A 20,176-nucleotide genomic window follows, 5' to 3' on the forward strand; every position below is an offset into this window, starting at 1 on the left:
ACCGCGCGGATGTTCCGGCCACAGTCGCTCCAGCACTTGCGCCGAAGCTTTCGGCTCAAGTCACCAACACACCGTTGCGGGTTTTCTGTCAGCCATCGCTCAAGCTATAGCCTTCCAGCAGCCAAGCTGGGCGTACATCGCGATTTCGCAAGAAGGTCATAAGGGACATGGGTGGTTTCCGCAGTCCGCCACGCATACCTCGGGTAAAGAGCAGCGCCTCCTGAATTTGGTTGCGTGCAAGATCCGCATCGCGGCAACATTTTCCATAGAGCTGAGATGTGCCACATCCGCAATATTCGTCCGCGCGCATTTCCAGTATGCGCTCATAAGGATGACGTACTGCTTGGTGCCCTGGCCAGCGACCGAAAGCCCTCAGATGAAGGTGTCTGACCGCCCACAATGTATATAGGTCTAGCAACTCCACAAGCGGGTCCCAGACCGTCCAAGTACCATCCGCCGGCTCAAACGCACATATTGACCCATCGGGGAAATTGGTATGGCGAGGCCCAATCCATTCGTATCCGATAGCCCCAGTCCCCCAGAACCCCCAACCTCGAACCAAAGCATCGGCAAGCCGGATTCCGACGACAAAGATTGCTTGCTGAGAAAGCCCCGGCAGCAGCGAACTCTCGACGATGAGCCACATGCAATCGTCATCAAGCCAGTGCTGCGTACCGGGGTAAGCCTGCTGTACCGCGGTTAGCTCTTCTGCGAACTTGCCGCGAAGCTCTGAGACGACGAGCGGTGCGGCGGAACGGGGCGTCCCGGATCCGGCGTGTGGCCATGTCCGGGATGATGTCCGTGGTCGGTCGGATTCCCGTGCCCATGGTCGTGCTTCGGTTCTTGCTTTTCCTGGTTTGACATGATTCGACTCCGCGCCCAGGGTTCGAGGAGAAATGACGGGATTGCTGGGCACGACAATCCCGCCATTTTTAACGACGGGAAACAGCGAAGCATCCAGCTGCTCCCCGATTCGACACAACTCAATCTGCACATCGTCCCGCATGAAGCTTCTCCTTGGCCGGGGTCTGCGACCGCACCGGCACTGAGCGTCGCTGGCTGGGGTCTTCTCCCGAGTGACCGGCAGCGCGAAAGGGCTTCGCCCTCTCAGAACTGCTGTGCTACACTGAACTTGTCGACTTTGACAAGTTCGACTTTACTGTAGCGCGTGTTGTCGCTTATGTCAACACAGACTTTACGTTTTCGACAAATGCAAGATTCCAGCCGCAAGCTGTTCGCGCAGCGTTTGCGCCACGTACGAGAGGAAGTTCGCAAGCTCACCCAGGCAGACCTCGGCCGCTTGTGCAATTTGCCTGCAACTTCGATTTCCCACTTCGAGAAGGAAGATGGGACGCGAAAGCCGTCATTCGACAATCTGCGAGCCTTGGCCAAAGCGCTCGACGTCACGACCGACTACCTGCTAGGCAGAACCGAGGACATGCATGGAAATACGGCTCTTGACGAAAAGCTGTATCGTGACGTGAAATCTCTGAGCGAAGCCGATAGACAGATCGCTGAGAACCTAATCAAACAACTGGCAGCACACAAACGCTCATAGGAGCCGACGTGATAGAGCGAAAGCTACGGGATGCCGAACAGGTTGCTGAAAAAATTGTGCGCGACGAAGGCCTTACTCTGCCGATCGATGTGCTTTCACTTGCGGCAGCGCGAGACATCCACGTGGTTGCCAAGCCAACTAGCGCGCAAGGCGTATCGGGCATGCTCATTCGATCCGGAGAGCGATTCGCCATTGCATATGCCACTCACATTAGAAGCGAGGGATTCCAGCGTTTTAGTATTGCGCACGAGCTTGGTCACTACTTTCTCGATGGACACCCCGACGCCGTGTTCCGAGGCGGAGATGTCCATGAGTCCAAGGCTGGATTCGCCTCGTCCGACCAGTATGAGCTGGAGGCGGACCACTTTGCAGCCGGCCTGCTGATGCCGAGCCATCTATTCGATGCCGCAGCAAGCCGATACTCTGACGGCCTCGAGGCAGTCAAGGGCTTAGCCGGCGACTGTAAGACATCGCTGACCGCATCTGCCATCCGATACGCGCAGCTAACCGATGCTGCAGTCGCGATCATCGTAAGCCACGTGTCGACAGTCGATTACTGTTTTACGTCGAAAAGCATGCGCCGGACGAAGGGGTATCGTCACTTAAATAAGGGCGCCGTTTTGCCTCGGCAGTCGTTGACACGCGGCTTCAACCAAAATCCGAAGAACATAGAATCCGCAAGTGAAGACGACGACAGCACAGAATTGAATCTTTGGTTCCATACAGACGATGAAATTTCCGCGACTGAGGAAGTAATCGGGTTGGGGGATTACGGTAAGACGCTGACGGTTATCACAGCGGATACTCCCGACGACGATGAAGACACTGAGCGCGACTGGCAAGCGCCGCGCTTTAAGTACTGACGTACCCAGCACTTTATAAAAGCAGGGACTCTTAGAACAGATCCGCACTGATCTCCTCCGAGGCTCATGCCTTGCTCGGAGTTCATTTCATAGCAGCGGCGATATGTTGCTTGAGCCGCTCAAGGAGTAAATGGGCGTCGATATGAGAGCCCTCGCAACGTAGCTCTTTGACGCACTCTGGCTCGAGTGCAACAGTAATTGCCAACGAGTTGCGCATGAGACGGTAAATGGTCGCCGCGTCATCCGGGTTGATCGCTTTCTCTGAGTGGAAGTAGTCGAGATCGATGTCAAGTATATACGGTCCAGAATCGGCTGCACCCAGTCCCATCGCGCTTGCCATCCGATTAGCCGTCGCGAGTTCGCGGTCCAAGTAGTTCGATTCGAGTACTTGATTGGCGCGAGCGATGACACAGTCATCGTCGTGAGGCATCTTTTCACAGCCGATGGCGCACTCGGCACAGATGGTAAACATCCCGTCTCCTCTCGGAGCGTAGGTATAGGGCGGCGTTGGACGATTCGGACTCGGCCCTGGGTCGCGTCCTTGCATCAATAGATCGAAGCTACGCGAGACTTCTTCGTGGAATGCATCCTCCTCAATCGAAGGCACCTGATCGAACAGGTTGATCGCAAACGCGCAGGAAATGATGCCGGACAAAAATGCTGTATGAATGTGCTCATCGTGTCGCAGTTTACTGACGGCTCTGAGTAGCGACTGTTCGTCTTTCCAGTCGATGTCCGCGATCAGTTCCGGCAGCATCTTCTCGGCCTCATCCCAATCGCCTTTCGTTGCGATGCTTCGATGTGCGCGGAATGCGCCCATCGTATCAGTGTGATGATCGAGCGTTATAAGCGTTGGAGCATTTTCGACACCGCGCCTAATTTTCGCCCACGGCAGCAAGACGAAGTGATGGGCATTGACGATGTAAACGTCCTTGCCGCCAATGCTGAACTCGTCGTAGATCTGGTTCATGGAAAGTTCCCCGGCCTATTTGTCGAAAACGTGCTAACGGCTCCAACTCTGGCCGTCAGTCAGATCGTCGATCAACCAGTCATACTGACTACTCGAATGCCTGCGAGAAGAACTCTCAAAGCAGATCGGCACTAGTTTGCTTCAATCGTACCGGATTGTCTTCGGCGTATTGTACCTTCATGGCAATCGACGCATGACGTCTTCAGCTTCGAGACCGCTTTGATGTCTACGCCCCTCAACGTCATCAGGACATCCTGTATGCCACATCCCGATTTCAATCCGCCAGGCGAGCCGCCGAAGCCGACTAGTCGCCGATCCACTCTAACCGGACTGTTCTACACCGCACTCACGCCTTACCTTGAACCCACCGCGGAAGAAGTAGACGAGGTACTACGTATTCTTGGCATGAAGCGCGGGGCGTGCGTATGTGCCTACTGTGGATGCGTATTTCGGACGAACGTGACCGGTCGTTTCGGGATCGTGACCGGCGATTTCGGCAACGTGACCGGTCGTTTCGGGAACGTGACCGAGCGAACCGGAAGGCAGGATCGGCGTTGCGCATGACATCAACCACGCGGGCTATGCTCGCCGGCTTTGGCCGGAGAAAGCATGCCCGCGCACCGGATGAACATGCGCATGATCAAGGACGTTTTACGACTTAAATTCGACGGCGGCTTCTCGCACGATCGGATCGCCGCGCCGCTGGGCATTTCCAATGGGCGTGGTCACGAAGTACGTCGGCCTGGCCGGCGCCGCTGGGCTGGACTGGGCGAGCGCCTGTGACATGGATGAAGCCGAACACGAACGACGGCTACTCGGCAAGCCCACGGGACCAGCAGCGTACGCCCAGCCTGACTACGGGCGAATTCTCCAGGAGCTGCGCCGCAATGGCATGACGCTCACGCTCCTGTGGGAGGAGTATCAGGCGGAGTTCGCGGATCGGCAGACCTACCGCTATACGCAGTTCTGCGAGCACTACAAGGCATTCACCAAACGCCTGAAGCGCTCGATGCGTCAGATCCACCGCGCCGCGCGAAGGAGCTCCGCCTTCTTGCGAAGTCCTTTGTGCAAAACCACAGGGTCTCGGCTAACAGCCTACGCGACAGCGACGTTTCAGAAGCGTCGACGGGCCGACCAGTCGAGATCACCAGTAGTACCTCAACTTGAAACACGGTCGACAAATGTGAGCATCGGGAATATCATGCTGGCTCGACCAACAAATGTTGGTTCACCATCTACGCGGGGCGCGACCCGAGCGGAAGTTTAGCTGTTCAATTCCAATCGGCTCAAGCCCCCAATTCTTCGAGGCCCTGCGTTTGCGGGGCTTTTTTCTTTGTGCAATGGCGGCCAATTGACTAGCCGTTGTTCTGCGCCACTCGCTCTTGGCTGCCGTCTCCAGCGCCGCTGCCTGATTGGCCTAATACGCCGTCGGAGCCACCTTCCAATGCTCTCGCTTGTCTTTTGCCTCGACTTTGGTCCCTTTCCGGCCAAGGTCTTCCATGCTCCTTGTCCGTGTGCACTCCATGGTGTATCGGTGTGTGATGCACTCAAGGCGCTGGAGACCATATTTAAGGCAGACATGGACCCGCAACGTGTGCGGCCATCATCTTCGAGCCGGTGCATTGCGAGGGGGCTTCAACGTGTGGCGTTCCGCTAGCGTTTGTCGAAGCGCTACGCAAGGTCTCCGACAGGCATGGGATTCTGCTGATCGCTGATGAGGTGCAGTCCGGATTTTTCCGCACTGGCAAGCTGTTCGCGATAAAACACTATCAGGTGGCCGTCGTTACTCTTGTTGCTTCTGCGAGAGCCCTTGTTTCAAACTGCCATATAGGGTAAGGCAGCTGGAGATGCGGTTCGTTTCGGTTGAGGCAATTGCTGCGAGAGCTAGCGGACCTGCCGTCGTTCAAACAACCTCGATCTTGAGCACCTGCCCTGGCGGCACCGCGGTGTTCCCCCCGTCAAAGCACCACACGGCACCGTGCCCCGGGACGCCTTCCAGAACACAGGATTGCAGGTAACGCAAAGCCACCCGCACCGCAAATTCAGCAGAGTTGCCCGCTGGCGCTACGAACTTCACGATGGCAGGTCTCAAACCTTCCTGGAAGACTGGCAGCAGCTCAAGGCCGCTGGCAAGCTTCACTTCCTCGCACAAGTCTTCGATGATTTCTGGCATTGCCAGATAGTCATGTTGCCCGAGGTCGCTTGCATAAGATGCAACCTCGCGTACCAAGATAGCATACGGCCCCCAGTGCAGCGAGTTCCTAAGCTTGTTGCCGAAGTGGAAGTCGAAGCCTGCCTCGCGAGCAAAAGCGTGATCAACTTCGCGTTTCGCCGCGGGGTCCTCAAGCAAGCCCAGAAGCGTTTCTTTGAGCAGGGAAATCACCTGCCCCAATGGAAGGATGCCAGCGTCGAATGTCGTGCCCGCGGGAACTCTGGTGCAGTGGAACCAGCAAAGCTTGGTTGGCAGTAGAGGGGTACCGAGCATCTCGCAGGCGCGCTCATATAAAAATCGGTCATATTCGGGCAGGGACCTCCAGTGCTCGTTGAAGTACGCCTCATGACGGGGATCGGCCAGAAAGTGCTGGAGGTCCGGCGAAGAGCAGCCGAATGTTTTGAGTAGCGAAGCTTCGGCCGACAGGCGAGTCTCGCAATCGAGATGAAGGTTTGTCACTTCGTCAAAGGCTAGTCCGAATCGTCGACTCATCTCAGTCGCCATAGTTGAAAGATACCGCCCCGACTCGAAGCATCAAAAGCCCGCGTTGACCAGATCGGTCCCCATGGGAACCCCCACCAGCCTGGACGGCGCGTACGAAAGGGTCAACGCCGAATCGATCACGCTTTGGTCCTCGATCGGTCGGTCAGCGCTGGCTTGTAGAAACTGCGAGCGACTCGTCCAGCGCCTCTTTGAACAATCCCCGAATCGCCTCTCGTTGGTACATCGGTAGGCCCGTCGCCATGTATCCGTCTTCCTCCAGCATTTGCCAAAGCTCCAAGGCGGACGTGATTCCAAAGTTATCTCGCTCGGGGTCGATTCCAGCGAGAAAGACGGCAGGTCTTAGCGCCATGTCCTCAGGATATAGAGCTCCCCTCCGACTGGGCGTGCTGTCGGCGTTGCGACCGCCCAGGAGGACTTCACCGTATGCAACCTGCTTGATTTCCTTCGCCGGCGAGTAGATACCTCGAATATGGATTCCATGTTTCCAAGCAATCGCAACACAGGCGGTCAAGTAGGCCCGTGACTTCCAGTACTCGTATAGCCAGTTGTTGAGCAGATGGTGCCGGTATATGGCTTTGTCCCCGATCCACCCGGCTACTTCGCTCAGAATAATTAGTGCATCACCCTTTTGTTCTTCTGGGGCTATCAATACGCCTTCGAGATGACCGTCTGGATTGTTTGCCTTCAGTGCTTCGAGAAAGGGCGCGACAGATGCGGGGTGCTTATAGAAATCGTGACAGGGATAGACCTCGGATTCCGCACCTTCTAGCCATTCACGGCGTACACCGAAAAGCTTGGAAGCTGCCTCAAGCATCGGCTCATCCAACTTATCTAGGAGCGATATCTCGTCCTGTACATCCCTCAAGGTCAGCCCGTGATCAAAGAATCGAGGTATCTGGTTGCGATGAACGTCGTGACTTTCGAAAAGACGGATGAAGCGCCCGGCTACGGTTTCTGAGGGGCGAGATTTCGTTTTACGAAGCCAAGCAACAAACTTCCCCATCGCCTCGATGAGCTTCACTATACTGAGGGCTTCACCAATCATGTTCTTAGAGCGGACGAAAATCGGTGCTGGCATTGTAACCAAACCTGTCCTGCCGTATATCCTCATCGATATCACGTCTCGGCCACAGCGGCAGAGAGAACGCCTGGAGTTCGCTGCCAAACATACTGCCGGCAAGACGTTCGCGCAGAGTCGGGCCCAGCGATAGGCTGAATTCCGCATGCCTTCAACCGCTGGGCCACCTGTTTCGGGCTCGTTCTCGCCAGGGCTGCCAACTCAGTACCCAGAATATATCGCTCCCGGAACTCACTCAGTGCACGGATATCTACCCATTGGGCAACACGCCGACCGGCGCTGTCAGTAGTGGCTGGCAAGAGCCTAGCTCGGACCAGCGCGTAGGCGACCTCCGGTTTCACGCCGAGCTGCACAGCTACGTCGCTGACTGAAAGCTTCGATGCTCCAACTTTTTCCGCAACAGGTCGCCATTTCACGAAGTCGTCCTTACTGAGACGCCATTTTCCCATTTCTTGCTTGGAACCTGGAGGTACCCAGACTGACAACTCCCCAGTCTGAATCGCACCAATCAGCGACACAAAACCCTCAGCATTTGCGATGCTGCATTTCGCAAGCTGCGTCACTGAGACAGAGTTTTTCGGCTCGGTTGCCATTTGCCGCCCAGAATGCGCACATCGGTCCAAGGATATCGGATCAATCCACCATCGTTGCCCCGCCCTGGGAGTACCGCCGAGCACAGTCAGCAGACCCGCCTCAAGAAGCTGCCGCACGCGTTTGCGACTGATTCCGAGATGTGCCGCAGTTTGCTCAGCGGTCATCATCTGTTGTACTCGACCGGCATAGTTGCGCACCGTTGCAAGGTTCACGATTCGAGCACATCTACCGCTTTTGCGTGTTTGCTCACGCGTCGGTATCTCCCGCCCCTTTGCCATACGCTTGAGCAGCGCTGGCTCTACACCACTTCTCTTGGCTGCTTCGCATACGGGTACCCAAGTGTGGCTTCGAACGAGTGGTAGCCCGATGTTTCTATTGCGACATGCTAGCGGTGCCTCCCAATGATCGCGGATGTATGACTCGAAAGCCGTGCGTACGAAATCAAAGCGTCGATCTTTGAGATAGTGATAGATATCCCAATAAATCGGCCCCATGGCTTCGCGAATCTTCCAGCTGGAAGCGTTGCGTCGCTGCTCGCGTATTGCACCGAGCATGTCCTCGAACCCATACGGCCAATTCATCAGCGCCTTGCCGGCCCCCTCTGCAATGGGTATTGCAACCGTCAGTGCGCCGGCCTCCTTCAATTTGAGGGGCTTGTTGGTGTTGACAATGCTCCCGCGGACGCCAACTCTCAGAGCGAGTTCGTGGAACTCGGATAACGTCAAGTCATCGGTAATGTGGTCACTACGCTCACCTGACCGAGCAACCCGAAGGGTGAGTTGCTGCGCGATCCACAGCGCTTCCCGACCAGCCGGCTGGACGGCTGAGTGAGCGTCCACAAGCGACTTACCGCAGACGTCACAGCGGAAGCATCGCATTGCCTCAATGCTAAGCGTGGTGCCACAACGGCAGCAACGCTCTTGAAGCCATATGCTATGGCGAGGGCAGCAGGTCGCAAGCATCAAACACCAACTCGCTCGCCAGTATCCTGCCTCAATCATGCATTGGGGACAAAACTTGCGGTTCCGATGACTCCAGGCCCTTGCTGGGCGGGTGCTCGGATGCAGGAGTTCTTCGAATTGGTTATCCCAAATCAACGGATGCTCCACTTCGCGAACCCAGGTCCTCATACCAGTCTGAGAGGTTGATCGGAACGCTTTTACAAGCTCGGTCACGGTAAGCGCGTTGGAGTTCGCGCACCTGGCGAGGAAGCCGAGCAAGTCTTCGTCTTCGAAAGGCATTGGGACTACAGGAAAATCCAGCATGCTCGGCCTTGCTAAAGAGCGCTCGCTATCTATGAGCGCTGAAGAGTCAGCCATCGATACACCAATGGCGGTAGATACCGCTCCGCCCTAGCCCGGAACAACGTGAACCTGTCATCCGATTTCGCTCGTGACGCGTAGCCGGTGGCGTTAGCAATACGAAAGGCCGATGCGAAACCACCTCGCCAGTTTGAAAGAATGTAGGCCGCGTTCTCAAACAGAACAGTAACCCGGTCCAAGCGATACACCGCTTGACTGAGGTGACGGCTAAGCTCTCTAGGCCCACGCACAAGGTTGCCAAGGCATATCATCAAGTCGAGAAAATCGCCGAAATGCGCGTTTTCTGGCCACGTGGTCAATATCGGGAACACACTGTCCAACTGTTCGTCCGGTTCCTGCCGAAATCGTCGCCGCACCTCCTTGGCAAGTTTGCATGCGGCAGAGCTTGCAGGAAGCACAGCGGCGTTGCGAAGGTCAGCCCCACATCCACATGTGAAGTAGCTGTGGCGAAACATGTTCAGAGACCCTCTCGGATTGCAAGCGCAGCGGTCAACGAGGTAGATACCGTGCTCGGCGCAGACAGCATATGGAGCAAGGCCCCATTCCAGTGCGCCATAACCGCGCTCTGAGACACACATCGGGCAAAAACGACTGGCGTAACGAACAATGTGGCGGTCACGCAGAAGTTGGTGCCCCAGGATGTGAAGGTCCCCATCAACTGCTGTGGGTAGCATCGCCGCCAACGAGGCAGGTTCAATATTGAGTAACGGACTAAGATGCTTATAGCAATAGCGCGACGGTCTCTGACAATGTGCGCCAAGCGCTTGGAGCGCGACTCTAGCAGAGCCCAACGCGTTGTACTCAGCCACCCTGAACATGAGGCTCTCAAAGCTCTCGTAGGGATAGGGAGAGACTTGAACGGGTGGGGCTACAGATGGTGTCGACCACTGACGAACGTCGCGCCGCCCCGATAGTGTTGCTTCGGGCTGCGGAACCTGAGGTGTCCCCTTCGCTCTGATCAGGCAAAACATAAGATGAATTGCTCCACATGGAATGTATGCAGATACGGCCCATCGCCTACACCGGGCCACGCGGGCTAGCGCAAAGCGATATCGAAGTTCTCGAAGGGCTCGTGAATTCCGATCAACGGGGTGAAAGTAAACTCTTCGGCAAACGGGTTCCTATTCGACGGTACGTCGGCCCAAACCTCGTCGCGAAACGCACGTGCCAGAACTGCGCGATCGATACCTCTTGCCTGGCCGTTCCGAACAGTCCATACAGCGCGATCCAGACTCTTAATCAGGTAGTCCATTAGACCAAAGCTGGCGTGATAAAGACGGTGCAACATATCACCCTCTGTGAGGTCAACGGTTGGCACGGGCAATATCCTCCCGATGCTGCCTACCAAGGTTGCAAATCGCCGTTGGTCCTCACTCGTTGACCAACCGAATCGCTCAAGTTCGACGATGGCAGAGAACCTTCTTCGCAACTGCTCGTTAGTCCAAAGCAGTTGACGGGCACGCTTCAGCCCAACAAGAACGACCGTGATTTCAGAGCTATTCATCAAATTCTTGAGCCAATCGGCAGCGTCGTAGGCGCTGCTTCGCCTGTAGTCAACCAGATGCTGCGCCTCGTCGAGAACTAAAACTTCGGTGCGCAAATTCCGAAGAAGCGTCGCGACGCGGGCCATCTTCAGTTCTGCGGGGTGCCTCTGGGCTGTTGCGAAAGGATCGCCAAGGCCAACCAAGATCGATGTTGCGAGAGATTTCTGTGTCGGCGAAGCCGGAATCTCAACGTGCACCGCTCGACATAATTTTCCGGGTACACACACCTGCGGAAATGCCGCGTTTAGGTACTCCTTAACGGTTGTGGTTTTTCCGGCCCCGCTCGGCCCCAACACCATAAGCCCTCGACTGCTTCGTGATCGAAGGACATCCTGATGCACCTCACTCAATCGATCGAAAGCCTTTGATACTTGAGACGTCTTGATGAACTGATGGCGGAGAGAAAATTCACTCGATGCATTCACGATTGATCTCCAGGAATGGCGGGAAGTGTTCGAGGCCGGATTTCGAGCGTCGGCGGCGGTGGCTCGAAGTCGAAAAGGGTGGACTGAGCAGCAGGCAGTGACTCGTTTGCGGCCGGTCTGAACTGGCGTTGATTCCCCTCTTTGTCGAGCTCCATCTGTGCGGCGTAGCGTCGTTTGCGCAGTTTGTTGGACCTCTTCGCCACCTCAACATCTGCCATGATTTGACGATAGGCCTCAAAGACAGCATCAGGGTTGCTGGAATTGCCGCTGAGTTCCCTGACTCGCTGCCGAGCGGCGCTGTATATGTCTCGGCTCATCCCGACCATCCTCGAATCCTTGTTGGGCACCTGCAGAAAAAGCTTGCGGCCAGGATCACGCACCCATACATGACCCAATTCATCACGAAAACGAACGTCAACTCGCGCTTCTTTCCTTAAACGCAAACGCAGTTCGGAAAGCTCGGCTGAGTGGTACTGCTGTCGATCGACCTCGACTCCATAGTGATGAAGGCGTACGTCTGCCCGATGAGAAAGAACGCACTCAAGCTCATCCAGATCTAGGGGCAAAAGTGGGGAACGCTCGACCTCACCTTGCTCCCAGGCCTTCGCAGGCGTGAGACCGCCCAATCCGCGATGAGGCTTCTGGAGATAACGATCGACTACCCACTTCACGACCGCTGACTCGAGATCAGAGAGAGTGAGGCAAGCCAATTTCTCTGACGGGTAATCACCGCGCTCTCGCGTGTTGGAGAAGGTAGTTCCCGGCAAACGGTGAATCAGATCCTCCGCCATGGTGCGAAAGAATCGCTCAACCGCGCCCTTCATCTCTGGGCCTCTCGAACGGGGAAACAGAACCTCGATACCGAGTTCGTTGAACGCTAAGATCAGCCCATTCGCATGAAACTCGGCGGCGTTGTCAGGAACGATGTAGCGAGGCAGCCCACGAGCACGCCACTCATTGACGACCATCGGATAGTTGGCGAGCCATGCATGTTTTGGGCGGATAGCTCGCTCGATGGTTCTGAGAACACTTTCCGTGTTCGGCGCGGACAAGTGAATAAAGAACGCCATGATCATACGGCTATGGCGATCAAGTATGACCGTGATGTACGGACGACCAATGACCTCACCACTTTTCGGGTCGACGATAAGCACGTCCAGCAACGTGTGATCGATCTCCCAGCGCTCAAGGATTTTGTCGACCTTCAATTGGCCCGTTGCGTTGCGGTGCTTCTTGTCTGCCGCATGTTTTCCGAGTCGCTCACAGTCGACCTGATATTGATCCAGTCGATCGATATAGCGTCTAAGCGTCATTTCAGACGGTAGTCTCAACTGCTGAGATGGCAAACGCCCTCTATTTACGCCATCCACGCGCGACCGAAGATCCTCATACACTTGCCTGATGGTTGGCCGCTCGGGCTTGAGGTATGACTCCTCGAGGCATATCTGGAGCAGATCTTCTAGATCGCCTCGGATGACTGCGGCGCGGCCCTTCTTGCAGTGCTGAGGAACAAGCTGAACGACACACATTGTGCGATAGCGACGTGCCCAGCGCCGCACGGTTAGCGGTGAGGGCGGCTGCTTGGCATCGTGGATCACCGCATGGATTGCCGTTAAGCGCTTGCGAAGCTCATGGTCGTTGGGCAGCCTTGAACCATCTGGCTGGAAGAGCGCCTCGAGGTAAGACCGTCGGCGCAGCGCCTCATCTGCGTGCGCTTTGGGAAAACAGGTCAGATCTGGCGGCGCGTTCCTGATCAGGGGAATGGTGTCGATATAAGGCTGCGCCGGATCGAGAGCCAGTTCCCGCTGCTCATACAGTCGATAGAACTCGGCTTCAGTGAGAACGACCGGCTCGCCAAAGTCATCCTTGAACGCGAGCCGCCTGTCCATCAGCCGATTTGCGAGTACCAATCGTCTGCCATTAAGAAGAACACTCAGTCGCGCTCTAAGCGAAAAGGTCTGCATGACGATGCCCTCCTTCAAGATAGATAGCAGCGTCCGGAACGATTGGCTGATCGAGATCAACTCCCACGATGCCCAGCCCCAGCAGACGCCAAGCATCACAAAGGCCAACCAACGAAGCGAAATCCGACATCGTCTGGGGAGACTCGCTCCTAAGCTTGTGGCGAAAGCGCTCGAGCTCGACGCTGGTGAGGGGCGCTCGGCGTTGGTACATCACTTCCAGCACGTTTGAGGCGCGAGGCTCCGTATCCAACTGCTTGTCTGTGACTACACGGAACCGTCGACCAGATTGAGCAAAGTGGACTGCCGCAGCTGCCAGACGTCGCGCCACCCGCTCTGATTTGAGTCGGATGTCAGGTTTCACTTCGAACCACCCTTCCGTACCGTCTACGAAGCGAATACGCACATCCGGAACATATCGCTCGGGACTGCCCCCAACAGAGATCGCCTCGAATGAAGGCTGAACTTCGTAGCTGCGCACCAGGGGAGACAACTCGCACAAGCGAATGAATTTTCCCTCAAGCATTGATTCGCATTGCGTTGGATGTCCGTTCTTTAGTGACGGGATGTAAGCTCTGAAATGGTTAGAGCGTCGTGTAATGACTTTGCGCACAGGCATATAGATCCCCCAGCCGCCTCAGTGCTTCACGCACTGACGCGGCAATGGCATACAGGTTTTGAGCGTGCAGCACTCCTGCCAGACGACATATGACTGTCCTGGATTCGTGTGGAACGCACGAGCGGCGGCGCTGGCTTGACCACGAACGGTCAAGCCAGTGGCTGTCGGCTAGAAAAAACAAACGGGAGGCTTGACGCTTCAGGCGGGAAGGGAGAGACTGGCTTTGCGAAGCAGGGTCTCGACCGAGATTCCGCCAGAGAGCGCTGCAGACCTCCAGGTCTGTGGCGCTTTTTGTTTTTACATGGCTCCTCCTGGCTCAGGTTGTTCGGCGAGTCTTGCCGTCCCGTTGCGCTGCAAGCGAAGTGCTACAAGAGCGTTCGCAAGAATTTCAACTCCCGACGCACCGCGATAGGGTACGGACGCTTTGATATGGAAGTTGAGACTGGAAGAGATGCCTTCCCCGGGATATTCGGCGTAGGCGAACTGTGGTCTGCCATGGTAAGTCCCTTGTCGCTTTTCTGAGGCGACCGCCGGCCGGCGGCACCCATGTGAGGACGTCGCCAAGAAAACTTCAGCATTTTGGGCGTAATAACCCCCTCTCTGGGTTGTTATACCCAAAGTCAAACCGAAGCCAACTGGTGATCGATGAATGGGCGGCCTTGACCAGCCGACAGCGAGGAGGGATACTTCAAGCGCCAACCAGAAGTACCGGCCTCCATGCGAGGTCAGCGACGGGGCAAGCCGCCAAGGTTTGTCCCGTTTTTACATTTCGGCATCCTCCTTTGACCTACGTCGGCGCAAGCGTGCCGGACCGTACGTCGGCTCATCCGCAAGAAGTTCGTCAATCCTTACCAATTCACGTAGGGCCCGGATTTGAGCCGGATACAGCCGGTCGATCTTCTCCCACAGTTCATGGCAAAGCAGGTAAGTCTCGGTTGGCACGTCTGCCGGTAGGACAAATCGCCGCCTCGACTTTTCTGCCGCAAGCCGCATGTCCAGGTTGTCTCGGTCATTGAGTGACAGGCTCTTGTCGAGCTTTCCGAGAAACTCTTCACTCGGCGGCTTGGTGCCCAGTTCGATGGCGGACACGTAGGCCTGCTCGTAACCCAGCAGCTTGGCGAGCTCATGTTGACGCATGCTGCTACGCAAACGTAAGGCACGGAGAAAAGTGGCGAATGGACTACTCATTGGGCCGCATCTGGGGAAGGCACTTAGCACAACATGCAAACAGTACTTCGCAGCTATTGAAGTACATCTCAGGCCGCATGCCAAGGTACAATTTTTTTCTTAAGTGCTTGATTTTTATGAATTAACACTTGATTAACAGTTTCAACCCGGAGAGATTGGCGGCCTCGGGCCTGCTCAACCAGCGGCACGCAGGCAGGCGCACCGAGTTGGCGTATTGGGAGGATGGAGAATGACCCGCGATGAGCTGGCCGGCACCGCAAGTAACGCTGAGAGAACGATGAAGAGAGGTCCACGCAGCCCGTGGAAAATGCGCTATTTCATCGATACCGAGTTCACTGACTTCAGAGACAGTCAGCTCATCAGTGTGGCGATTGTGGGTGAGGATGGGCGCGAGTTCTACGGCGAGCGTTCGGACTTTGAGCGGCCACTGTGCAGTGACTTCGTGCGCGATACCGTCCTTCCTCAACTCGGCCAGTTTCCAGGTCGGTTAATGCCGCTCAAAGAGTTACGCGACGAGCTACTGGCGTGGCTATTGGCGGTACCACGCAAGCCCAAGCCTGTGCTGTGCTACGACTCCGATTGTGATTACGAGCTGGTCACACATTTGCTCGGCGGGCCTTTGCCACGCGGATGGAGGCATGAAAACGTGTTTCTAAAGATCGATGCCGAACGCGTGGCGCAATACATCGCTGTGCATGGTGGCGAGCATCACGCGCTGCACGATGCGCGCGCGAACGCCTTTGCTTTCATGTGAGGCCGCACGAGGCTGGTAGCACGTCGTGCGTCAAGGTCGTCACGATGTCCACGACTGCGGGAAACACCTTGCCTGGTGGCTGTGGTCAGAACGGCAAGGCTTCCCCTTCCCGTTCTTCATTTGTAGGTCCACTCGCCGTGTTTGGGAGTCAAACTGGACCACTACACACCGCCTCGCTGATCCTCAGGATCGCCTAACCTCGCATAGCACGCGGCGTCGGACGACGAGAAAAGCTGATTGATTAGGTCGCATACGATATCGAAAGTGCGTAGTACCGTTGAATGTAGCATCGAGGAACCGTGCGCATACTCGTTGCGAATCTTTGGCAGGCCATACTGTCCAGCCCAAAGCGGATTCCGGCGAGCCCGCCGGTGACGCTGGCTGTCGTGTCAGTATCATTTCCAAACTGGACAGCCGTCCTGACAACGTCCTCGAACGTCGACTCTTCGAGCGCGCGCCGCGCCGACCAGATTGTGTCGAGCACGTAGCTGTTGATTTGCACTGAATCCTGACCCACCCACGGCAGGTTTTTGCATCGAATGTTGACCCACGTATAGAACACTTGCCCGCTTGGGAACGAGCGGGAGTTCGGAGTGATCGACGTGGCCATACTGAGAATCATTCGACGCTGGCATCTTCGCGACCAGCTCGCCGCTGCCTTCCCGCGCGTCTGGCCACGTCTTGTAGATCTCCTCGAGACGACCAATTGCCGATGCCCACGGGTCCGCAAGACCTTGCAGGATTTTCGAAATGGCTCTCAGCATTAGATCTTCCTGCAGTCGAAATTACTGCCCCACGGGCGTGGTTGACGGTACGTCGTACTGGTTGTCGGAGAGTTCTGAACGCAGACGATGATCCAGCAAAACATGCAGGATATCGCTCATTTTTTCCTGCGTGCCGACGATCCGGCCCTGATCGTCGAACTGGATGCCCCATGCTCGGAGTGCATTGATCTCGCGAAGACGAGCCATATAGTCGGGGTTATTGTAGTAACCACGAGCCTTGATCACGGCCATTCGGCGCAAGTGCGTAGCGTTCTTGCCAATGAAGGTGTCAAAAACGGCGAAGTCCGCAATAGCAGCTGAGAATCCGGGCTCCTGTTTCAGCGCTGCGTACGCTTCCTCGTAGGTGTCTTTGTGATTCAAAATCGATTCAAAGGCAGGCTTGCTGACCATGAGTACGTTTTCGCCCACCACAAAGAAATCAAAGCTTCGGGAAATGCTGAATGACGGGCTGTCAATGATGTCGAGCCCCGCCTCAGTGAAGAAGATGTTCATCATTCCCTTCTTCTTTCGCGTTGCCCAGTCTGAGTTCGCTTTCTTGACGCAGTAAATCACCGACTCACCGTGGCGCAGGCGAAGGACATAACCAGCAGCATTGTTCAGCTGCTTCACGTTCTTCACCAAGCATTCCTCCAAGGGCTGGTCAATCAGCCCTTGGAGACTGGGGAACAGAGTGCCTTCGCGGGAGACGGCAAGAAAACCGCCCTCACTAGGCTGACCGAGCAAGTTGTACACCTCCGCGATCGTATGGCTGGCTTGGTAACTCCTCGCCAGTTCTTTGAGCTGATCCCTCAAGGCATCTCCCATCACAACTGACACCGCTGTGAAGGGGTTCATTTGACCGGTCGCAGGCCGCTTCTTAAACACCCACAGCGATGCTGTTGCCTGAGCGACGTCAAAGGCCCCGAAGGATTGCAGATCTTGCGCTACAGTCATTTCTCTCCCCGATGCAAAACGTAAATTCCATGTACCAAGCAAGACTCAAGGTGATCGCCCGACTTGACCAGCTCCTTTGATAGCGCTTTCACGCAACGCTTGTGGCCCTCGGTCACGATGTTGAGTTCGTACAACTGCCAGCCAGCGACCAACAAGAACGGGTTCATCAAGATCTGTCCTGATCGATAAGTGATGACGAACATCAGCACGATGAAGAGCAGAAAGCCGAAGAATTTCCCTTCAACACCCAGGTCCAGTCCCATGAAGGAAACGACGTAGGGAAACACATAGTTGATGAGGTCATTTGGAATCGACTTTGAGTCAATGACCTCCAGGCTTGAATAGCCTGTCAGGTTCCTCATCAGAACCATGAAAATGACGAGACTCACGGCAGATATGCCGAGCAGGCCAAGTGCCCGCCCGGGATTCGCAAGCTCGGGGAAATAGCAGGCGGACATCTCGGCAATCCTGCACATGGGAGCCTGCCAAGATGACTCTTTGATGTCTTGTATCAGCAGAATCAGGCTCAACGGAAAGTAAGAGCCGAGGAACAAGATCAGTGCGGGAAACAGGCGCATTTGCATATCAAAGTCCCTGCGCCCTTATGGTCCAACCAAGAGCGTTGCGCTCGCAGCCGAAGCTAGCAGTCTCGATACGCTTGCATCAAACGCTCGCTTGAAATCCGGATCCGATGCGTACCGCTTGTAAAGGTCCAGTTCCCGCCGACGCTCAACGCTGATCGCCTGTTGGATCAGACGCTCCAGCGCCAGCTGTTTGTTCTGGCTGTCGGGGTTATCTTCAACCTGTGCCTTGTAGTCGGCGTGGTTCATCACGTGCTTGGCGATGTTGATGAACTTGACTCGCTGCTCCTCCGGTGTAGCCTCCCAGCCCGCGAAGTGCCGCTCGTTGAACGCACGCACGATCTCGTCGAGCGGATCTTTCTCGCCGTCGCCAAAGTGCCCACCACGGACGTTCGGGTTTTGAGGCTCCAGTTCTGTTTCCGAAGCATCCAGGCCGATGTTCATCTCAAGACGTGACCTTTCCAGCCCGTAGGTGGAAAGGTCAATGCTGTTCAGCAGTTCATCCAGCTTGTCCTGGTCAGGGTCCTTTACCTTCAGCTTCGGGATCAGGAATTTCAGGAACCAGTGCAGCATTTCCCAGTTCACGTTATTGAATGGGATGATGGCCGCCACCTGAGCGTAGATTTTCACGAACTGCTTGGCCTTAATCTTGAAGTCGATCCGCTGCTCGTCGTCGAGGTCGGCCTCAAAGCGGGCCACCACCGTATCGATGATCGGGTGCAGTTCTTCAGCTTCAGCGCTGGCGAAGAACTTCTCGTTGAAGCTCGTCACCTCCGACCAGTCGTAAATGCCGAAGTCATCCAGCACATCCTTGAGGTCGTGCAGCACATTGACGTCGGTGGGTTCGCTTAGGGACGTGGCCGTGTAAAACGGATCGAATGCGGCCTTGATGTCGTCCACGGTGTTGTAAAAGTCGAGCACGAAGGTGTCTGTCTTGCCCAGCTTCCAGTTGCAGCGGTTCAGGCGTGAAAGCGCCTGCACCGCGAGTACCCCTTGCAGCTTCTTGTCCACGTACATGGTGTGCAACATGGGCTCGTCGAAGCCGGTCAGGTACTTGTTGGCGACCACCAGAATCTTCAAATTGTCCTTCTCGAATTCCTCGGGTAAGTCACGGGCGGGGATGCCGTTGAGCCCGTCCTCGGTGTACTTGATGCTATCGATCGTCTTCTCGCCTGAGAAGGCAACCAGCGCCTTGAATGGCGCGTTGACCTCTTGCAAGGCAGTACGGATGGCGAAAAAGTAGCGGATCGCACATTCGATGTTGCGTGTGACCACCATCGCCTTCGCCTTGCCCTTGAGCTTCTTGGCCTGCCAAACGTTGCCCATGAAGTGATCGACCATGATCTTAGCCTTCACCTCGATAGTCCTGGGGCTGGCCTCGACGAAGGCCTTGAGCTTCTTCTGCGCCTTGGCGGTGTCAAACAGCGGGTTCTCTTCGACTGATTTCTGGACCTCGTAGTAGCTCTTATAGGTCGTGTACTTCTCCAACACATCGAGGATGAATTTCTCCTCGATCGCCTGCTTCATGGAGTACAGGTGGAAGGGGTAGAACTTCCCGTCCGAGCCTTGCCGCCCGAACTTCTCCAGCGTGGCCGGTTTCGGGGTGGCGGTAAAGGCGAAGTAGCTGGCGTTCCTGCTCATCTTGCGGCCCTTCATGGCCGCGAGAATCTTGTCCTGGAGGTCCTCCGGTACTTCCTCTTCTTCCGCCCCCAGTGTCATGTTGAGCTTGTCGGAGGCGCTGCCAGACTGCGAGGAATGCGCCTCGTCGATAATGACAGCGAAGTTGCGGTCGGTCAGATCATCGATACCGTCCACGATGAACGGGAACTTCTGCACCGTGGTTATGATGATCTTCTTGCCCAACTCCAGATGCGCCTTCAGCTCAGCGGCGCTCTCGGCATGGGCAACGATGTTCTTTGTCTCGGAGAAGAGCTTGATGTTGTCCTTGAGCTGGGTATCCAGTACCCGGCGATCGGTCACGACTACCACGGAATCAAACACGTTGGCGGTGCCTGCCGTGTCGTAAAGCTCCACCAGCTGGTAGGCCAGCCACGTGATCGAATTGGACTTACCTGAGCCTGCGGAATGCTGGATCAGGTAGGTCTGACCAATGCCATGCCGTTTGGCGTCAGCCAAGATGCCGCGCACCACGTCCAACTGGTGATAGCGGGGGAAGAACAGCGCCTTGCGTTCCTGTTAGCGCCGATGCAAAAATGACCCACCCCGCCGAAGTAAAACTGACCCACCTGGTGGAGGATGGCGGATTTGCCGCCGATGCTGACACA

Annotated in this window: 18 protein-coding genes and 2 pseudogenes; 5 read left to right on the top strand and 15 right to left on the bottom strand. The window is 55.9% G+C overall.

Going from position 1 to position 20,176, the window contains the following annotated elements; translation table 11 throughout:
- Positions 1-88: 88 nt before the first annotated feature.
- On the bottom strand, positions 89-1,006 hold the full coding sequence (locus ACW4E8_RS35805; RefSeq protein ID WP_456808825.1) for a hypothetical protein: 918 nt from the start codon (positions 1,004-1,006) through the stop codon (positions 89-91).
- A gap of 204 nt (positions 1,007-1,210) precedes the next feature.
- Here ACW4E8_RS35805 and ACW4E8_RS35810 point away from each other — a divergent pair, with 204 nt between their 5' ends.
- Together ACW4E8_RS35810 and ACW4E8_RS35815 are read left to right on the top strand one after the other, a co-directional pair.
- Positions 1,211-1,558 carry a helix-turn-helix domain-containing protein gene (locus ACW4E8_RS35810; RefSeq protein ID WP_456808826.1) on the top strand — a complete coding sequence of 116 codons (348 nt, stop codon included), beginning with the start codon at positions 1,211-1,213 and terminating at the stop codon, positions 1,556-1,558.
- Between the two features lie 8 nt (positions 1,559-1,566).
- Positions 1,567-2,421, top strand: coding sequence for an ImmA/IrrE family metallo-endopeptidase (locus ACW4E8_RS35815; RefSeq protein WP_456808827.1), 855 nt, complete (start codon positions 1,567-1,569; stop codon positions 2,419-2,421).
- Between the two features lie 82 nt (positions 2,422-2,503).
- On the opposite strand, the gene ACW4E8_RS35820 is transcribed toward ACW4E8_RS35815, so the two are convergent.
- Positions 2,504-3,391, bottom strand: coding sequence for a UPF0489 family protein (locus ACW4E8_RS35820; protein WP_456808828.1), 888 nt, complete (start codon positions 3,389-3,391; stop codon positions 2,504-2,506).
- 609 nt (positions 3,392-4,000) lie between these two features.
- Here ACW4E8_RS35820 and ACW4E8_RS35825 point away from each other — a divergent pair.
- Both ACW4E8_RS35825 and ACW4E8_RS35830 read left to right on the top strand, forming a co-directional pair.
- On the top strand, positions 4,001-4,174 hold the full coding sequence (locus ACW4E8_RS35825; protein ID WP_456808829.1) for a hypothetical protein: 174 nt from the start codon (positions 4,001-4,003) through the stop codon (positions 4,172-4,174).
- 682 nt (positions 4,175-4,856) lie between these two features.
- A pseudogene (locus tag ACW4E8_RS35830) lies at positions 4,857-5,203 on the top strand (aminotransferase class III-fold pyridoxal phosphate-dependent enzyme); the annotation flags it as partial.
- A 91-nt stretch (positions 5,204-5,294) separates the two neighbouring features.
- Here the strand turns inward: ACW4E8_RS35830 and ACW4E8_RS35835 are convergent.
- From ACW4E8_RS35835 to ACW4E8_RS35875, 9 genes and pseudogenes are all read right to left on the bottom strand, one after another.
- Positions 5,295-6,095: a hypothetical protein gene (locus tag ACW4E8_RS35835; RefSeq protein WP_456808830.1), complete on the bottom strand. Its 801-nt coding sequence runs from the start codon at positions 6,093-6,095 to the stop codon at positions 5,295-5,297.
- Positions 6,096-6,249: 154 nt separating this feature from the next.
- On the bottom strand, positions 6,250-7,185 hold the full coding sequence (locus ACW4E8_RS35840; protein ID WP_456808831.1) for a hypothetical protein: 936 nt from the start codon (positions 7,183-7,185) through the stop codon (positions 6,250-6,252).
- Positions 7,186-7,223: 38 nt separating this feature from the next.
- Positions 7,224-8,618 (bottom strand): hypothetical protein, encoded by a 1,395-nt coding sequence (locus ACW4E8_RS35845; RefSeq protein WP_456808846.1) that lies wholly within the window; start codon positions 8,616-8,618, stop codon positions 7,224-7,226.
- Positions 8,619-8,720: 102 nt separating this feature from the next.
- Positions 8,721-9,098: pseudogene (locus ACW4E8_RS35850) on the bottom strand (TniQ family protein); the annotation flags it as partial.
- Positions 9,074-10,072: a TniQ family protein gene (locus tag ACW4E8_RS35855; protein WP_456808832.1), complete on the bottom strand. Its 999-nt coding sequence runs from the start codon at positions 10,070-10,072 to the stop codon at positions 9,074-9,076. The pseudogene ACW4E8_RS35850 and the gene ACW4E8_RS35855, both read right to left, overlap by 25 nt.
- A 65-nt stretch (positions 10,073-10,137) precedes the next feature.
- Positions 10,138-11,070: a TniB family NTP-binding protein gene (locus tag ACW4E8_RS35860; protein ID WP_456808833.1), complete on the bottom strand. Its 933-nt coding sequence runs from the start codon at positions 11,068-11,070 to the stop codon at positions 10,138-10,140.
- The gene (locus ACW4E8_RS35865; protein ID WP_456808834.1) at positions 11,067-13,034 is read right to left on the bottom strand and encodes an integrase; all 1,968 of its coding nucleotides are present in this window, start codon (positions 13,032-13,034) and stop codon (positions 11,067-11,069) included. Before ACW4E8_RS35865 ends, ACW4E8_RS35860 begins: the two co-directional genes overlap by 4 nt.
- Positions 13,015-13,557 carry a TnsA endonuclease N-terminal domain-containing protein gene (locus tag ACW4E8_RS35870; RefSeq protein ID WP_456808835.1) on the bottom strand — a complete coding sequence of 181 codons (543 nt, stop codon included), beginning with the start codon at positions 13,555-13,557 and terminating at the stop codon, positions 13,015-13,017. The genes ACW4E8_RS35865 and ACW4E8_RS35870 overlap by 20 nt, the downstream gene beginning before the upstream one ends.
- Before the next feature lie 855 nt (positions 13,558-14,412).
- Positions 14,413-14,838, bottom strand: a complete 426-nt coding sequence (locus tag ACW4E8_RS35875) for a helix-turn-helix domain-containing protein (protein ID WP_456808836.1) — start codon at positions 14,836-14,838, stop codon at positions 14,413-14,415.
- Between the two features lie 229 nt (positions 14,839-15,067).
- Here ACW4E8_RS35875 and ACW4E8_RS35880 point away from each other — a divergent pair, with 229 nt between their 5' ends.
- Positions 15,068-15,592, top strand: a complete 525-nt coding sequence (locus ACW4E8_RS35880; protein WP_456808837.1) for a hypothetical protein — start codon at positions 15,068-15,070, stop codon at positions 15,590-15,592.
- 241 nt (positions 15,593-15,833) lie between these two features.
- On the opposite strand, the gene ACW4E8_RS35885 is transcribed toward ACW4E8_RS35880, so the two are convergent.
- From ACW4E8_RS35885 to ACW4E8_RS35900, 4 genes are all read right to left on the bottom strand, one after another.
- On the bottom strand, positions 15,834-16,202 hold the full coding sequence (locus ACW4E8_RS35885) for an ADP-ribosylglycohydrolase family protein (RefSeq protein WP_456808838.1): 369 nt from the start codon (positions 16,200-16,202) through the stop codon (positions 15,834-15,836).
- Between the two features lie 175 nt (positions 16,203-16,377).
- Positions 16,378-17,310, bottom strand: a complete 933-nt coding sequence (locus ACW4E8_RS35890; protein ID WP_456808839.1) for a Kiwa anti-phage protein KwaB-like domain-containing protein — start codon at positions 17,308-17,310, stop codon at positions 16,378-16,380.
- Complete coding sequence (locus ACW4E8_RS35895; RefSeq protein WP_456808840.1) at positions 17,307-17,894, bottom strand: hypothetical protein; 588 nt, start codon at positions 17,892-17,894, stop codon at positions 17,307-17,309. The genes ACW4E8_RS35890 and ACW4E8_RS35895 overlap by 4 nt, the downstream gene beginning before the upstream one ends.
- Before the next feature lie 18 nt (positions 17,895-17,912).
- Complete coding sequence (locus ACW4E8_RS35900; protein ID WP_456808844.1) at positions 17,913-20,072, bottom strand: type I restriction endonuclease subunit R; 2,160 nt, start codon at positions 20,070-20,072, stop codon at positions 17,913-17,915.
- Positions 20,073-20,176 lie beyond the last annotated feature (104 nt).

Source organism: Cupriavidus sp. CP313 (assembly GCF_054072015.1).

What these genes read in the sequence shown, in the direction of transcription:
- ACW4E8_RS35805 (WP_456808825.1), bottom strand. Translation starts at nt 1,006, where the DNA reads ATGCGGGACGATGTGCAGATTGAGTTGTGTCGAATCGGGGAGCAGCTG.
- ACW4E8_RS35810 (WP_456808826.1), top strand. Translation starts at nt 1,211, where the DNA reads ATGCAAGATTCCAGCCGCAAGCTGTTCGCGCAGCGTTTGCGCCACGTA.
- ACW4E8_RS35820 (WP_456808828.1), bottom strand. Translation starts at nt 3,391, where the DNA reads ATGAACCAGATCTACGACGAGTTCAGCATTGGCGGCAAGGACGTTTAC.
- ACW4E8_RS35825 (WP_456808829.1), top strand. Translation starts at nt 4,001, where the DNA reads ATGCCCGCGCACCGGATGAACATGCGCATGATCAAGGACGTTTTACGA.
- ACW4E8_RS35835 (WP_456808830.1), bottom strand. Translation starts at nt 6,095, where the DNA reads ATGAGTCGACGATTCGGACTAGCCTTTGACGAAGTGACAAACCTTCAT.
- ACW4E8_RS35840 (WP_456808831.1), bottom strand. Translation starts at nt 7,185, where the DNA reads ATGCCAGCACCGATTTTCGTCCGCTCTAAGAACATGATTGGTGAAGCC.
- ACW4E8_RS35855 (WP_456808832.1), bottom strand. Translation starts at nt 10,072, where the DNA reads ATGTTTTGCCTGATCAGAGCGAAGGGGACACCTCAGGTTCCGCAGCCC.
- ACW4E8_RS35865 (WP_456808834.1), bottom strand. Translation starts at nt 13,034, where the DNA reads ATGCAGACCTTTTCGCTTAGAGCGCGACTGAGTGTTCTTCTTAATGGC.
- ACW4E8_RS35870 (WP_456808835.1), bottom strand. Translation starts at nt 13,557, where the DNA reads ATGCTTGAGGGAAAATTCATTCGCTTGTGCGAGTTGTCTCCCCTGGTG.
- ACW4E8_RS35875 (WP_456808836.1), bottom strand. Translation starts at nt 14,838, where the DNA reads ATGAGTAGTCCATTCGCCACTTTTCTCCGTGCCTTACGTTTGCGTAGC.
- ACW4E8_RS35880 (WP_456808837.1), top strand. Translation starts at nt 15,068, where the DNA reads ATGACCCGCGATGAGCTGGCCGGCACCGCAAGTAACGCTGAGAGAACG.
- ACW4E8_RS35885 (WP_456808838.1), bottom strand. Translation starts at nt 16,202, where the DNA reads ATGGCCACGTCGATCACTCCGAACTCCCGCTCGTTCCCAAGCGGGCAA.
- ACW4E8_RS35890 (WP_456808839.1), bottom strand. Translation starts at nt 17,310, where the DNA reads ATGACTGTAGCGCAAGATCTGCAATCCTTCGGGGCCTTTGACGTCGCT.
- ACW4E8_RS35895 (WP_456808840.1), bottom strand. Translation starts at nt 17,894, where the DNA reads ATGCAAATGCGCCTGTTTCCCGCACTGATCTTGTTCCTCGGCTCTTAC.